The 14,928-nt window shown below is 60.4% G+C and carries 14 protein-coding genes and 4 tRNA genes; 6 read left to right on the forward strand and 12 right to left on the reverse strand.

Going from position 1 to position 14,928, the window contains the following annotated elements; all coding sequences use genetic code 11:
* Positions 1–122: 122 nt before the first annotated feature.
* Positions 123–1,955, forward strand: coding sequence for a bifunctional diguanylate cyclase/phosphodiesterase (locus ACZ5BO_RS25945; protein ID WP_464696930.1), 1,833 nt, complete (start codon positions 123–125; stop codon positions 1,953–1,955).
* On the opposite strand, the gene ACZ5BO_RS25950 is transcribed toward ACZ5BO_RS25945, so the two are convergent.
* The 5 genes from ACZ5BO_RS25950 to ACZ5BO_RS25970 all read right to left on the reverse strand — a co-directional run bounded on the left by ACZ5BO_RS25950 (position 1,900) and on the right by ACZ5BO_RS25970 (position 4,610).
* The gene (locus tag ACZ5BO_RS25950) at positions 1,900–2,322 is read right to left on the reverse strand and encodes an SEL1-like repeat protein (RefSeq protein ID WP_025127052.1); all 423 of its coding nucleotides are present in this window, start codon (positions 2,320–2,322) and stop codon (positions 1,900–1,902) included. The two genes, ACZ5BO_RS25945 and ACZ5BO_RS25950, sit on opposite strands and share 56 nt — an antisense overlap.
* Positions 2,323–2,694: a hypothetical protein gene (locus ACZ5BO_RS25955; protein WP_007898892.1), complete on the reverse strand. Its 372-nt coding sequence runs from the start codon at positions 2,692–2,694 to the stop codon at positions 2,323–2,325.
* The gene (locus ACZ5BO_RS25960; protein WP_081818604.1) at positions 2,691–3,032 is read right to left on the reverse strand and encodes a helix-turn-helix domain-containing protein; all 342 of its coding nucleotides are present in this window, start codon (positions 3,030–3,032) and stop codon (positions 2,691–2,693) included. The genes ACZ5BO_RS25955 and ACZ5BO_RS25960 overlap by 4 nt, the downstream gene beginning before the upstream one ends.
* 114 nt (positions 3,033–3,146) lie before the next feature.
* Positions 3,147–3,602, reverse strand: coding sequence for a YkvA family protein (locus ACZ5BO_RS25965; protein ID WP_464696931.1), 456 nt, complete (start codon positions 3,600–3,602; stop codon positions 3,147–3,149).
* Positions 3,603–3,896: 294 nt separating this feature from the next.
* Positions 3,897–4,610 (reverse strand): FKBP-type peptidyl-prolyl cis-trans isomerase, encoded by a 714-nt coding sequence (locus tag ACZ5BO_RS25970; RefSeq protein WP_025127050.1) that lies wholly within the window; start codon positions 4,608–4,610, stop codon positions 3,897–3,899.
* Positions 4,611–4,877: 267 nt separating this feature from the next.
* On the opposite strand from ACZ5BO_RS25970, the gene ACZ5BO_RS25975 reads away from it, so the two are divergent.
* Together ACZ5BO_RS25975 and ACZ5BO_RS25980 are read left to right on the forward strand one after the other, a co-directional pair.
* A complete protein-coding gene (locus ACZ5BO_RS25975) occupies positions 4,878–6,686 on the forward strand; it encodes a di-heme-cytochrome C peroxidase (protein WP_464696932.1) in 1,809 nt (602 codons plus the stop codon).
* A 29-nt stretch (positions 6,687–6,715) separates the two neighbouring features.
* A complete protein-coding gene (locus ACZ5BO_RS25980; RefSeq protein ID WP_464701378.1) occupies positions 6,716–7,852 on the forward strand; it encodes a catalase family protein in 1,137 nt (378 codons plus the stop codon).
* Between the two features lie 142 nt (positions 7,853–7,994).
* Here ACZ5BO_RS25980 and ACZ5BO_RS25985 read toward each other — a convergent pair.
* The 4 genes from ACZ5BO_RS25985 to ACZ5BO_RS26000 all read right to left on the reverse strand — a co-directional run bounded on the left by ACZ5BO_RS25985 (position 7,995) and on the right by ACZ5BO_RS26000 (position 8,525).
* A tRNA-Asp gene (locus ACZ5BO_RS25985) sits at positions 7,995–8,071 on the reverse strand.
* Between the two features lie 19 nt (positions 8,072–8,090).
* A tRNA-Val gene (locus ACZ5BO_RS25990) sits at positions 8,091–8,166 on the reverse strand.
* A gap of 187 nt (positions 8,167–8,353) precedes the next feature.
* Positions 8,354–8,430, reverse strand: a tRNA-Asp gene (locus tag ACZ5BO_RS25995).
* A gap of 19 nt (positions 8,431–8,449) precedes the next feature.
* A tRNA-Val gene (locus ACZ5BO_RS26000) sits at positions 8,450–8,525 on the reverse strand.
* Positions 8,526–8,684: 159 nt separating this feature from the next.
* Here ACZ5BO_RS26000 and rdgC point away from each other — a divergent pair.
* The 3 genes from rdgC (at position 8,685) to sugE (ending at position 11,120) form a co-directional block, all read left to right on the forward strand.
* Positions 8,685–9,605 (forward strand): recombination-associated protein RdgC, encoded by a 921-nt coding sequence (rdgC, locus tag ACZ5BO_RS26005; protein WP_025127047.1) that lies wholly within the window; start codon positions 8,685–8,687, stop codon positions 9,603–9,605.
* Between the two features lie 115 nt (positions 9,606–9,720).
* Positions 9,721–10,686, forward strand: a complete 966-nt coding sequence (locus tag ACZ5BO_RS26010; RefSeq protein WP_464696933.1) for a bile acid:sodium symporter family protein — start codon at positions 9,721–9,723, stop codon at positions 10,684–10,686.
* Positions 10,687–10,802: 116 nt separating this feature from the next.
* Entirely contained in the window at positions 10,803–11,120 is a 318-nt protein-coding gene (sugE, locus tag ACZ5BO_RS26015; RefSeq protein ID WP_025127045.1) for a quaternary ammonium compound efflux SMR transporter SugE, read from the forward strand.
* A 63-nt stretch (positions 11,121–11,183) separates the two neighbouring features.
* On the opposite strand, the gene ACZ5BO_RS26020 is transcribed toward sugE, so the two are convergent.
* The 3 genes from ACZ5BO_RS26020 to ACZ5BO_RS26030 form a co-directional block, all read right to left on the reverse strand.
* Entirely contained in the window at positions 11,184–13,058 is a 1,875-nt protein-coding gene (locus tag ACZ5BO_RS26020; protein WP_464696934.1) for an MFS transporter, read from the reverse strand.
* An 83-nt stretch (positions 13,059–13,141) separates the two neighbouring features.
* Positions 13,142–14,293, reverse strand: a complete 1,152-nt coding sequence (locus ACZ5BO_RS26025; RefSeq protein WP_464696936.1) for a TDT family transporter — start codon at positions 14,291–14,293, stop codon at positions 13,142–13,144.
* A gap of 108 nt (positions 14,294–14,401) precedes the next feature.
* A complete protein-coding gene (locus ACZ5BO_RS26030; protein ID WP_464701380.1) occupies positions 14,402–14,713 on the reverse strand; it encodes a cupin in 312 nt (103 codons plus the stop codon).
* Positions 14,714–14,928 lie beyond the last annotated feature (215 nt).

Consider the following 14,928-nt stretch of genomic DNA (forward strand, 5'->3'; position numbering starts at 1 on the left):
TTTAATTCGATCGCTCCTCGGATCGTCATTAAACAGTCATCATTCTGTCGTGAAATAAAGGACCGGGCGCCGCTCTCTCACCAGAGCCGCGCCCGGTCCTTTTTTTATCGACAGAGATTGCCATGACCACGACCGAACAGCTGAGTGCATTGAGTTCAATCCTGGCTCAAAGCGGTTTGCACAGCCTGTTCCAGCCCATCATCTCTGTCTCCGAGCGGCGCATCCTGGGGTACGAGGCCTTGAGCCGGGGCCCCTCCAACAGCCCGCTGCACTCACCCGTGGCGCTGTTCGCCGTGGCCCGCCAGGCCGGTCGCCTGAGCGAGCTGGAGATTGCCTGCCGCCACAGCGCCTGCAAACGCTTCAATGAGCAGCAACTGCCCGGCAAGCTCTTCCTCAACGTCTCTCCAGAGTCGCTGCTGGAGGCGACTCACCAGCCCGGACGCACCCTGCAACTGCTTCAAGACTTCGGTATTCCGCCCAGCCAGGTAGTGATCGAACTCACCGAGCAGACACCGATCGATGATTTCCAACTGCTGCAGAATGCCTTGCATCACTACCGCGACATGGGCTTCTCCATCGCCCTGGATGATCTGGGCGCCGGCTATTCCAGCCTGCGCCTGTGGTCCGAGCTGCGCCCGGACTATGTGAAGATCGACCGGCACTTTATCGACGGCATCCACCAGGACGCGCTCAAGCGCGAGTTCGTCGGCTCGATCCTGCAGATCGCCAAGGCCTCCCGCGCCCAGGTGATCGCCGAAGGAATCGAGAGGGTCGAGGAACTGGCGGTACTCACCGAGATGGGGGTCGATCTGATGCAGGGCTACCTGCTGTGCCGCCCCCAGGAACAACCGCCCCGGGATGCCCGGGCGATGATGCCCAAACATGACAGCACTTGCGTGACACTCAACGATGAGGGCAGCGACCTCAGCGCATTGCTCAACGAGCAGCCGGCCGTGGCCCGCAACACGCCGACGGCCAATGTACTGGAAGCCTTCCGTCGACAGGCCAACCTCAATTCCCTGGCGGTCCTCGACGAGCGGGGCCAGCCCTGCGGGATCGTTCATCGGCATTCACTTTCCGATGCCCTGCTCAAGCCTTTCGCCACCGACCTGTTCGCCCGCAAGCCCATCAGCCGCCTGATGAACGATGACTTTCTCGCCGTCGAACTCAGCCAATCCCTGCAGCAGGTCAGTCGCCTGATCACCAGCCGCGCCCGGCAGCGCATCGAGGAAGACTTCATCATCACCCTCGACGGCCATTACCTGGGGCTGGGCCGGGTAATCGACGTGCTCAAGCTGATTACCGAGCTGAAGATCCAGCAGGCCCGCTACGCCAACCCGCTGACCCTGCTACCGGGCAACGTGCCCATCCAGCAGTGCCTGACCCGCCTGCTGCAACAAGGACGGGAATCGGTGATCTGCTACGTGGACATCGACAGCTTCAAGCCCTTCAACGATATCTACGGTTATGGCCGCGGCGACGAAGTACTGCTGTGTCTGGCGCAATGCCTGAACGATCGGGTGGACCCGAGCCGCGACTTCGTCGGGCATATCGGCGGGGATGATTTTCTGCTGGTGCTCGGGCCGCACGACTGGCGCAAGCGCCTGAATCAACTATTGGATGACTTCCATAGCCAGTGCCGGCGCTTCTATCGCAGCGAACACCTGGAGGCGGGGTGTTTCATCGCACTCAACCGACAAGGCCAGCGCCAGGAATTCCCCCTGCTGTCGTTGTCCATCGGTGTGGTGCATTTACATCCACAGGCCTGTGGGCAACTGGACTCCAGCCAGTTGGCGGAGTTGGCCTCTCAAGCCAAGCACCACGCCAAGAATGTGCAGGGCTACAGCATCCATGTGATCGACAGCCTGGAAGCGGCAGCCCGCCTGGGGGATGCCCCCCTCAATGAACCGGTGCGGGATCGGGATCCGCCGACTGATTTAACTGCGTCAGCTTGAGGTCCGCCAGAGGATGCCCGGCCTTGGCCGAAAGCGTCCACCAACGAGCCGCTTCAGCGACGTCTGGAGCCTTGCTGGCAGAGCCTGCAAGGCTGATCACCCCCAGTTGATAGGCGGCCTTGCCATCTCCCGCCAACGCCGCCAGGCGCAGCAGGCGAATACCTTCTTCCCGCGCGCCGAGCCCCTGGCCGCGAAAGGTCAGGATGTGCCCGTAGAAACTTTGCGCGTCGACATCGCCCAGGTTGGCCATTCGCGCGAACTGCCCTTCCATCCAGCGCCAGCTGCGGGGTTCGCGGACAAACCACGGCCAATGAAACAACCGTCGCGCCAGCCAGTAACTGACCCTTGCCTTGAGTCGCAGGAACATTCAAGCCTCCGCTGATTCGGGGTACTCGTATTCGAACACGCGCACCACTTCCGAGGCGTGCCATGAAGCCGCCGCCACACCATCGGAAGGCCCGGAGAAACGCCCCAGGCGCTCCACGCATTCAAAGAAGCCAGTGCGCGGCAGGCGACTGGCTCCCTGGCTGATCACCAGGGAGCTGCGCAACGGCTGCTCGGCCCGTGCATCCAGGGCCGCCAGATGCTCCAGCGCGGCGGTCAGGGTCTGCATGGCCGGCGTGGGCAGCTGCAATCGCTCAAGCAGCGCCCGATAGGTTAAAAGATGACGTTGACGACGGGCCTGATCCAGCTCACCCAACAGCCCATCCCAGTGCTGACGACTGATCCGTACACTCACGATTGTTCCCTCCACCCCGGCACCGTCAATTCCCAGGCCAGGCTGCGGCGAATTGCAGCGTCGGGTTGACGCTCGCCACTTTCAATCAGGGCCAGGTAAGACGGACTGATACCTACTTTGCGAGCCAGCGCCTCGATGGCGATGCCCTTCCCTTCGCGCAGATTGCGTAATTGATCCAGCCCTGGAAGATTCTGGGCCGGTGTAGCTGCCTGAGGCGTTGCGGCAGCTTGCGGTGATTGATCGGTGAGGCCTGCGGCTGACAATAAAGCTTGATACTGAGCCCACGGCAGAACCGCATATTCGGGTTCGCCATTGCGTTCAATAATCTGAATATCCATTACTACCCCGTAGGACAACGACACTTAGCGAGTCGGACTTTTCCCTTGAAGTGTAATCCTAACAGCGGCAACGGTCGCGGGGAGCATGATTGTTAAGGCAGACGGTGAATCACCTCAGTTTTTCCGGGGAGCTTCCAATTGCAGTTGCTCCGCGGTCTCGGGCAGGCGTTCGACCACCGCGAGCTTTTCCGGCACCTGGCGGTTGCGCCAGGCGCGAAATGCACTGAGTTCGTCATCCAGGACTTTCATCAACCAGGCCAACACGGCAATGTCGTCGAGCATGCCGAACAGCGGGATGAAATCGGGGATCGCATCCACCGGGCTGAGAAAATACATCAAGCCCGCCACCACCGACAGCAGTGCCTTGGGACTAATGGCCCGGTACTCTCCTCGCCAATAGGCCAGGCACAACGCCTGCAGCAGGCGCAGGTCATCTTTGACCTGGCCCAGGCGGCTGCCCTGGCTGGCGCCCTTGCTGGCCACCGCGAACAGCAGCGTCGGCAAGCGACCTCGACTCAGCAACCGCCCCGCCAGGGGCAGGAAGCGGGCAAAGTTCCACGGTGCTTTCATCATCACCCCACTGAAATGTTATCCACACAAATTGTGGATAACCTTGTGAACAGAGCTATTTTTCACGGCTGAAAGCCCCGTTTCATAAGGGCTGAGCTCAGATCGGGCGTTTTTTACTCACATAAAAAAACCCATAATTTCATTGACTTGGCAGCCTTCAACGACTACCTACCACCGATACTCTGTTCAGACTGCCTACGGTGCCGTCAGTTCGGATTTTTTACCCGCCCTACCCTGCAGAAACGACAACGCCCCGTAAGAACGGGGCGTTGTCGCTTCAGGCGCTGACGCAGGTTACTTGGCGGCGTCCTGCTTGGCTGGATCCTTGATACCCAGCAGTTCCAGTTCGAATACCAGCACCGAGTTGGCTGGAATCGACGGGCTTGGGCTTTGGGCGCCGTAGGCCAGATCGCTAGGAATGAACAGCTTGTACTTCTCACCCACATGCATCAACTGCAGGCCTTCAACCCAGCCCGGGATCACGCCGCTGACCGGCAGGTCAATCGGGCTGCCACGCTCAACCGAGCTGTCGAATACGGTGCCGTTGGTCAAAGTACCGGTGTAGTGAACGGTGACCACATCAGTCGGCTTGGGCTGAGGGCCGTCGGCCTTCTTCTCCACTTCATACTGCAGGCCGGAAGCAGTGGTGGTTACACCAGCTTTCTTGCCGTTTTCCTCGAGGAACTTCTTGCCGGCCGCAGCCGACTCTTCGCTCATCTTGGCCATGCGCTCTTCAGCACGCTTTTGCAGCGCGGCAAAGGCTTCGACCAACTCGTCATCCTTCAGCTTCTGTTCTTTCTTGCCGACGGCATCTTCGATGCCCTGGGCTACCGCTTTGGAATCCAGGTCATCCATGCCTTCCTGAGCAAGACTCTTGCCCATGTTCAGGCCGATACCGTAGGAAGCTTTTTGCGCCGGGGTTTTCAGCTCTACGCTGGTCTGCGAGTCACAACCCGCAAGTACCAGGCTAACCAGGGCCACCGCCGCCGCCAACCGATGCTGTTTCATGCTATTTCCTTGTTCATGCGCCTAAAGGGCAATCGAATAAAGTCGCGAGCTTATCAGGCGGCCACGACCAATGGCTACCGGCATAAGAGCAGTAAACCGCTGATAAGTTCACGTCTTTAAACGCATTTTGTGTCTGGGATACGCCCCGTTCAGGCAAATGGCCGAGGCGCTTGAAAGAGCGCAAATAACCATAGCGCAAGTAATGGCTACTTGCCGCGCCAGATGGGCTCAGGCATAAGGAAGCGAAATTCGACAAGGAAGTACATCTTGCGCCTCATCTACCGTGTATTGCTGTTGATTGCCGTGTTGATCGGCATTGTCCTGGCCGTGGTCCTGTACTACATCGCCAACCCGAAACTTCCCGACTATGTACCTGCCGAGCAGGTGCACTACCTGGATCAGTGGGACGCCGCCGACCGCCAGACCTACTATTTCACCCCCCAGGGGACCCAGGTCAAAGGCCTGCGCTATGAATGGTTCGGCGCTCTGGAACTGCCCTTCTCTGAGCAGCCCTTCGCCGCGCCCGAATACCTGGCACGCTTCGGTTTCTTGGTAGAACCCGGACAAAAGGCCACTACCCAGAACCCCGGCAACCTGCCGGTCGGATTCGCCCGCCATCAGAACCCTGGCAGCTCCGAGCAGTACCTGGACATCACCTGCGCCGCCTGTCACACCGGGGAACTGCGCTTCAACCATCAGGCGCTGCGCATCGACGGTGGCTCTGCACAACACGTGCTGCCCTCCAGCGTGCCGACCTTGCGCGGCGGCAGCTTTGGCCAGGCCCTGGTGGCCAGCCTGGCTGCAACCTATTACAACCCGTGGAAATTCGAGCGCTTCGCCCGCAAGGTGCTGGGAGCGGACTACGACGCGCAACATGAACAGCTACGCAAGGACTTCAAGGCCTCGCTGGACACCTTCCTGCAGGTGGCCTGGAACGACACTCACCGTGGTCTCTACCCCACTCTGGAAGGCCCAGGGCGCACCGATGCCTTCGGGCGCATTGCCAACGCCAGTTTCGGCGACGCCATTTCCCCGGACAACTACCGCATCGCCAACGCTCCGGTGGACTATCCGCAGCTGTGGGACATCTGGACCTTCGACTGGGTGCAGTGGAACGGCTCGGCGCAGCAACCCATGGCGCGCAATATCGGCGAAGCCCTGGGAGTTGGCGCCACCCTGAACCTGTTCGACGCCGACGGCCAGCCATTGACCGGCGACGCCCGCTACCCTTCCAGCGTTCGGGTTCGCGACCTCAATCACATCGAGGAAACCCTGCAGCGGCTCAAGCCGCCGACCTGGCCGGAAACACTCTTGGGCAGCATCGACAAACCCCTCGCCGCCAAGGGACGCACGCTGTTCACCGAACATTGCGCCGGTTGCCACGTCCCTACCGTGAGCGAAAGCAACGGCCGGCCGGTGCAGCAACTGAAGATGCTGTCGGTCTCGGTGATTGGCACCGACCCGAACTCGGCGAACAATATCGCCGACCTGCGCTACGACCTGAGCCCCCTGCAGTGGGACACCGCGGAACTCGCCAAGTCCAATGTGGAATTGCACCCAACGCCCACCGAGCCGCTGGATCTGCGCCAACTCTCGGCCGCCAAGGGTCTTGCCTACATCACGGCCTTCGTCGAGGAGCGTGCCTACCGCGACGCCAAGGTCACCCCCGAAGAGCGACCGCGCCTGGACGGCTACGGGCTACCGATCGGCGTACGTGAACTGCGGGCCTACAAAGCCCGTCCCCTGGCCGGCGTCTGGGCGACCCCGCCCTACCTGCACAACGGCTCGGTACCCAACCTGTATCAACTGCTGTCCCCGCAATCAGAACGTGCCATCACCTTTTATCGCGGCACCTTCGAGTACGACCCCAAGCACCTGGGTTATCGACCGGAAGCCTTCAAGAACGGCTTCGAATTCGACACTCGCATCAGCGGCAACCACAACAGTGGCCACGAATTCCGCGCCGGCCAGCGTGGCAACGGAGTCATCGGTCCGCTGCTGCAACCTGAAGAGCGCTGGGCGTTGCTGGAATACTTGAAAGTGCTGGGCGGACCGCTGGAGTCGCAACTGCCATGAAACTCGATCTCGCAAGAAAACGACCGTCCCTGCTGGGCAGACTCTGGCTGCGCCTCGGCGCGTTGCTGGGCAAGACTCTATTGGTGCTGCTGTTACTCGGCCTGGTGGGCTGGGCCCTGGCCAGCGCCTGGTTCGCCTGGCAACACCGCGGCCCAGTGGCCGTGCAGGAGCAGATCCCCGCCGGTGAAGCCGAACGCACCCAGGACATCATTCAGACCGCAGTGCGCATCGTCGATCAGCACCGCGAGGGCACTCGCTACCTGCGCGATGCCCACGCCAAGGCTCACGGCTGCGTGAAGGCGCAAGTTCAGGTATTGAAGGACTTGAGCCCGGAACTGCGCCAGGGAGTGTTCGCCAGCCCCGGCCAGACCTGGCAGGCGACCGTGCGCCTGTCCAACGGCAATGCCTACCCGCAGTTCGACAGCATTCGCGATGCCCGGGGCATGGCGATCAAGCTGCTGGATGTTCCCGGGCAGCAACTGCTGCCATCCGAATCAGCACGGCAGGAACAGGACTTCGTGATGTTCAATCATCCGAACTTCTTCGTCAGTGATGTAGCCGAGTATCAGCAGAACATCGCAGCCCAGGCCGACGGCAAGAAAGTCACTGCCTTCTTCCCCGGCTGGGATCCACGCAGCTGGCAAGTGCGGCACCTGTTCATTGCCCTGGCGACCTTGTCCCCGGCACCGGCCAGCCCGACCCAGACCACCTACTTCTCGGTCTCACCCTACAAATTCGGCAACGCCAACGCCAAGTTCCGAGTCATGCCGGACCCGGACAGCTGCCCGTCCTACAACCTGCCGACGCAGAACCGGGACCTGCCCAACTTCCTGCGCAGCGCCTTGACCCAGCAGCTGTCCACCGACCGGATAGCGGCCTGCTTTGTGCTGCAGATCCAGCGTCAGGACCCGAGCCGGTTCATGCCGATCGAAGACACCAGCATCGAATGGAAAGAAAGCGACGCGCCCTTCGAGACCGTCGCCCGCATGACCATTCCCGCCCAGGACTTCGACACGCCTGCACAGAACCTGGCCTGCGACAACCAGTCCTTCAATCCCTGGTTCGGCCTGGAAGCACACCGCCCCATCGGCGGCATCAACCGCCTGCGCAAGGCGGTGTACGAAGCGGTCAGCGACTACCGGCACAGCCGTAACGCCGAACAGTAATCCAGAAACGAAAAAAGCGGCCATCAGGCCGCTTTCTCTTTGGGTGCAAGGTATGGACAGTGCCAAACCCCGGACAGCAAAAAGCCCGCGTTAGCGGGCTTTTTGTGGTGACCTGGCGTTCAGTGTTCCAGGTTACCGAATATGGCGCAGCGGACGGGACTCGAACCCGCGACCCCCGGCGTGACAGGCCGGTATTCTAACCGACTGAACTACCGCTGCGCGTAGCGTTGAAAGTAAGTGGTGGGTGATGACGGGATCGAACCGCCGACATTCTGCTTGTAAGGCAGACGCTCTCCCAGCTGAGCTAATCACCCTTTACCTTCGTTGCGGGGCGCATTATGCCACAGAAATTCTTAAAGTGTTGATTTAATTAATAATTTTATTAAAAAAACCAAATTTCCATGAACATCAACACAACCCACGTAACTCTTTACAGCAAAAAGCCCGCGTTAGCGGGCTTTCCGTGGTGACCTGGCGTTCAGTGTTCCAGGTTACCGAATATGGCGCAGCGGACGGGACTCGAACCCGCGACCCCCGGCGTGACAGGCCGGTATTCTAACCGACTGAACTACCGCTGCGCGTAACACTGAATGCGAATGGTGGGTGATGACGGGATCGAACCGCCGACATTCTGCTTGTAAGGCAGACGCTCTCCCAGCTGAGCTAATCACCCTTCACGTTCGGTGTGGCGCGCATTCTACGGAGCAGTCTCTACTCTGGCAAGCACTTTTTATAATAATTTTTTCAGGCCTTCCAAAGGCTTAGGAAGGGTTGGCCTGAGCAGCTGCGCGGAGAATAATGCCCTCCTTTGTATAAAGGAGAGATTCACCCCATGTGGTTCAAAAACCTGCTGATCTATCGCCTGACCCAAGATCTGCCTTTTGATGCTGAGGCGCTGGAAACTGCACTGGCGACCAAACTGGCGCGCCCCTGTGCAAGCCAGGAGTTGACCACTTACGGCTTCGTCGCCCCTTTCGGCAAAGGTGAAGACGCGCCATTGGTCCACGTCAGCCAGGACTTCCTGCTGGTGGCCGCGCGCAAAGAAGAACGTATCCTGCCCGGTAGCGTGGTACGCGACGCGGTCAAGGAAAAGGTCGAAGAGATCGAGGCCGAGCAAATGCGCAAGGTCTATAAAAAGGAACGCGATCAGATCAAGGATGAAATCATCCAGGCGTTCCTGCCCCGAGCCTTCATCCGCCGCTCCTCGACCTTCGCCGCCATCGCCCCGAAACAGGGCCTGATCCTGGTCAACTCGGCCAGCCCAAAACGCGCCGAAGACCTGCTCTCCACCCTGCGCGAAGTCCTCGGCACCCTGCCAGTACGCCCACTGACCGTGAAGATCGCACCGACCGCGATCATGACCGACTGGGTCAAGACCCAGAAAGCCGCCGACGACTTCTTTGTCCTCGACGAATGCGAACTGCGCGATACCCACGAAGACGGCGGTATCGTGCGCTGCAAGCGCCAGGACCTGACCAGTGAAGAAATCCAGCTGCACCTGAGCACCGGCAAAGTGGTCACCCAACTGTCCCTGGCCTGGCAGGACAAACTGTCTTTCATGCTCGACGACAAGATGACGGTCAAGCGCCTGAAGTTCGAAGACCTGCTGCAGGATCAGGCCGAACAGGACGGTGGGGATGAGGCCCTGGGCCAGCTCGACGCCAGCTTCACTCTGATGATGCTGACCTTCGGCGATTTCCTGCCGGCGCTGTTCGAAGCCCTGGGCGGCGAGGAAATCCCCCAGGGGATCTGATCCACCCGCTCCAGAGAGTACCTGCAGGGCCCCGCACAATCACCGCCGGCGGGCCGGCTCCTGCAACTAGACGCCACCGCAACAGGTGGCGTTTTCACATAATCGGGAACAGATCATGCGCGCACTGGCTGCACTGAGTCGTTTCGTCGGTAACACCTTCGCTTACTGGGTATTGATCTTTGCCGTGCTGGCATTCTTCCAGCCCGCCTGGTTCGTCGGGCTCAAGGGCGCCATCGTGCCGTTGCTGGGCCTGGTAATGTTCGGCATGGGCCTGACCCTCAAGCTCGAGGACTTCGCCGCAGTCGCCCGCCACCCCTGGCGCGTGGCCCTGGGTGTGGTTGCCCACTTCGTGATCATGCCCGGCGTGGCCTGGGTGCTGTGCCAAGCCTTCCAGTTGCCGCCGGAAATCGCCGTCGGGGTAATCCTGGTCGGCTGCTGCCCCAGCGGGACTTCGTCCAACGTGATGACCTGGCTGGCCAAGGGTGACCTGGCGCTGTCAGTGGCCATTGCCGCGGTGACTACCCTGCTCGCCCCCCTGCTGACTCCGGCACTGATCTGGTTGCTGGCTTCGGCCTGGCTACCGGTGTCCTTCATGGAGCTGTTCTGGTCGATCCTGCAGGTGGTGCTGCTGCCGATCGTGCTGGGGGTGGTTGCCCAGCGCCTGCTGGGCGAACGAGTACGCCATGCGGTGGATGTACTGCCGCTGGTATCAGTAGTAAGCATCGTCATTATCGTGACGGCCGTGGTGGCCGCCAGCCAGGCAAAAATCGCCGAGTCCGGCTTGCTGATCATGGCCGTGGTGATGCTGCACAACAGCTTCGGCTACCTGCTGGGCTATTTCACCGGCCGCCTGTTCAAGCTGCCCCTGGCCCAGCGCAAATCCCTGGCCCTGGAAGTCGGCATGCAGAACTCCGGCTTGGGCGCCGCCCTGGCCAGCGCCCACTTCTCGCCGTTGGCGGCGGTGCCAAGCGCCTTGTTCAGCGTCTGGCACAATATTTCCGGAGCCCTGCTCTCGACTTATTTCCGGCGCATGCAGGATGAGCCCGAGCAAAAACTGGAAACATTGCCCCCGCATCACTGAACAAAAAATCCCGTGCACCGGATATTTTGGGCAGTATACTGCGCAACGCGAGGACGACCTCGCACTCATTAGAGTGACCAATCCTGGGGACGACCCCATCAACCGATGAGGTCAGCATGTCCTGGATCATTTTGTTTTTTGCCGGTTTGTTCGAAGTGGGTTGGGCCGTCGGCCTGAAATACACCGATGGCTTCAGCCGCCCGCTACCCACCGCCCTGACGGTCATCGCCATGGCCATCAGTCTCGGCCTGCTGGGCCTGGCGATGAAGGAGCTGCCCCTGGGCACCGCCTACGCGATCTGGACCGGGGTTGGCGCAATCGGCACCGTGATTGCCGGCATCATTCTGTTCGGCGAATCCATGGCATTGGTGCGCCTGGCCAGCGTGGCACTGATCATTGCCGGCCTGGTGGGCCTGAAGGTCAGCGCCAGCTGAACCACTTCCTGGAAAAAACAAAAACGCCCGCAGCATTGCGGGCGTTTTCATTTGCACTCGGAGTCAGCGAGCATCACCTCGCAACTGACTCACTACTGCCTGCAAATGTCCGGGTTGCGCCGCCTCCACAGCGATCGACGGCCCAGCCACCAGCGTCACCCGCGACCAGATGCGATGGAAGAAGCCCTTGCTCGGATCGCGACTGAAGAAACTGCCCCACAACCCCTGCAAGGCCAAGGGAATCACCGGCACCGGGGTTTCTTCCAGAATCCGCGTCAGGCCGCCCTTGAATTCGTTGATCTCGCCATCGGCGGTCAGCTTGCCCTCTGGAAAGATGCACACCAGTTCGCCATCTCGCAGGTACTCGGCAATTTTCTTGAACGCCCTTTCGTAGATTTCCAGGTCTTCATGCCGGCCGGCAATGGGAATGGTCCCAGCGGTGCGAAAGATGAAGTTCAACACCGGCAGGTTGTAGATCTTGTAGTACATCACGAAGCGAATGGGCCGACGCACCGCGCCACCGATCAGCAAGGCGTCGACGAAAGACACATGGTTGCACACCAGCAAGGCTGCCCCCTCGTCAGGGATCAGTTGCAGATTGCGATGCTCGACGCGGTACATGGAGTGGCTCAGCAGCCAGATCATGAAGCGCATGCTGAACTCGGGCACCACCTTGAAGATGTAGACGTTGACCGCGATATTGAGCAGCGACACCACCAGGAACAAATGGGGAATGGTCAACTCGACGATGCTCAGCATCACAATGGAGACGATCGCCGACACCACCATGAACAGCGCATTGAGGATGTTGTTGGCAGCAATGACCCGAGCCCGTTCGTTTTCCGGAGTGCGGGACTGGATCAGGGCGTACAGCGGCACGATATAGAAGCCACCGAAGACTCCCAAACCCAGGACATCAAACAGCACCCACCAGGCATGTGCAAAACCCAGCACCTGCAGCCAGCCGTGTCCCGTGGCACTCTCTGGAATACCGCCGGAATGCCACCACAACAGCAGGCCGAACACCGTCAAGCCAAAGGAACCGAACGGCACCAGACCGATCTCCACCTTGCGCCCCGAAAGCTTCTCGCACAGCATCGAGCCCAGTGCGATCCCCACCGAGAACACCGTGAGGATCAGGGTCACCACCGTCTCGTCGCCGTGCATCCACTCCTTGGCATAGGCCGGAATCTGGGTCAGGTAGATCGCCCCGACAAACCAGAACCAGGAGTTGCCGACAATCGAGCGCGACACTGCCGGAGTCTGCCCCAGGCCCAGGCGCAAGGTGGCCCAGGACTGACTGAAGATGTTCCAGTTCAGGCGCATTTGCGGAGTCGCCGCGGCAGCCCGGGGGATCGCCCGACTGGCCAGATAGCCCAGTACCGCGACACCAATGATGGCGGTCGAGACGATAGGTGCGTAATGCGCCGAGGACATCATGATCCCGGCACCAATGGTGCCCGCCAGGATCGCCAGGAAGGTACCCATTTCCACCAGGCCGTTGCCTCCCACCAACTCTTCTTCATGCAGGGCCTGGGGCAGGATCGAATACTTCACCGGACCGAACAGGGCCGAGTGGGTGCCCATGGCGAACAACGCCACCAGCATCAGCGACAGGTGATCGAAGGCGAACCCCACCGCCCCCACGACCATGATCACGATCTCCCCCAGCTTGATCAGCCGGATCAGCGAGTCCTTGGCGAACTTCTCGCCAAACTGCCCGGCCAGGGCCGAAAACAGGAAGAACGGCAGGATGAACAGCAAGGCACAAAGATTGACCCAGATCGAACGGTCGCCCTCGATGCTCAACTTGTAGAGGATGGCCAGGATCAGCGACTGCTTGAAGATGTTGTCGTTGAAGGCACCGAGGGACTGCGTGATGAAAAACGGCAGAAACCGCCGCTTGCGAAGCAAGGTGAACTGCGAAGGATGACTCATCGTCCATGTCCCTGAGTGGCGTGGATACTGTTATTGGAATGTCGAATATCGATCCAGGCCACAACCTTACCTATCTTTAGCGATTATTTCCCTAAGCCCGCAATGCACGGCGAAACAAACAGCTCACCTTTATAAGCGCCCTGTACCGTGCGCTTGGCCACGATCAGCCAGAGCACCGCCAGTGCCGCGACCAGCACCGCACCGAACACACTGAAGAAGCCCAAGTGCAGGATGCTGCCCAATTTCAGGGTGGCCAGGGAATAGACGCCCAAGGGAAAGGTAAAGCCCCACCAGCCGAGGTTGAATGGAATGCCTTCGCGCAGGTAGCGCAGGGTGATCAGCACCGCCATCAGCATCCACCACAAACCGAAGCCCCAGAGCGTGAGCCCGGCCACCAGGCCCAGGCCGGCCGCGATTTCACCCATGCCCGGCAGGCCGTTGGCAGCGAAGATCGCCGGCGCATCGGCCCCCAGTACCAGCATGCCCAGGGCGCCAGTGCCAATGGGCCCAAGGGCCAGCCAGCTCGAGGCGGCCATGCTTTCATGGGGCAGTTTGTGCAGCGCCATGCGCAACAGGAGGATGGTCAGGATGCTGAAGGCCACCGGCAACGAAAAGGCCCACAGCACGTAGCTGGTGCTGAGCATCACCAGTTGCCCATGTGCGTCTTGCAGATGAGGCGCCAGCAAGCCGCCGCTGGCCGCGGCCACCTCGGCCGCCACCACCGGCAACAGCCAGACGGCCGTCATCTGATCGATGCTGTGCTCCTGACGGGTGAACATCATGTAGGGAATCAGGACCCCACACGCCAGGGACATGGCCACGTCCAGCCACCACAGCACCTGCGCAACCTGCACCGCTGCGTCGCCCCAGTGAGGAATGCCAAACAGCAACAGGCCATTGATGAGGGTCGCCAGGCCCATGGGAATGGTGCCAAAGAACATCGAGACCGTGGAGTGGCCGAAGATCCGCCGCGCCTCGTCGAAAAACAGCACCCAGCGTGCGGCATACATCGCGGTGAACAGCAGGAACAGGGCGATGGTCAGCCACCAGAACCCTTCGGCCACCAGGCGCAGGCCAGGCACCTCGGCCGGCCACTGGGCCAGGGCCAGGGCCAAGACCCCGGTGCCCATGGTGGCGGCAAACCAGTTGGGAGTGAATTGGCGAATGGCCTCGCGCGGATGCTGCAGATGACTCAAGGGCCGATAGCCGGTTTTAACGCTGTTGGGGCATGTCATGGTCGTGTCTCCTGTCCTCTGTTGAGGTAGAGCCCATGATAGAAGCTGATCGAATATCTATATAACGGGTAATTTCTCTATCTGTTATCTATTTCACCAATATTAAAGTTACACACTGCCCTCGGACTCGATCACCAACACCCTGGCGACGCCGAGAGGACAGGCCATATGCTCGGCGCCGATGCCGGCATGGAAAATATCTCCAGCCTCCAGCAACACTGCCTGCTCCCGCCCCGCGTGGCGATAGCCCATCCGCACTTGGCCACTGAGCACCACGAACACTTCCTGGCCGTCGTTGATGTGCCATTGATAGGGCTGGTCGGTCCAGTGCAGGCGCGTACTGATACCGTTCATGCTGGCGATATCCAGAGCCGCCCAGGCTCGCTCAGCGACAAAATCTGCACTGCGAACCACCTCAATGCCTGACTCCGTAATGTCTGGCCGCTCGACACAAGCACCGGACTGACCACCCCGTAACGAGGCAGAATGTCCCTCCCTCTGGCACAGGCCAAGGCCGATCAGAAGACGATGAAATAGCGAGGACATGGAAGGCTCCTTGAGCACCGAGAATGAGCCCGCATGGTGGACAGAGTCGGTGATTTTAATAAGTGGCCCGATAGCCATGTTTCGATAGA

This window comes from Pseudomonas sp. FFPRI_1, assembly GCF_055384485.1.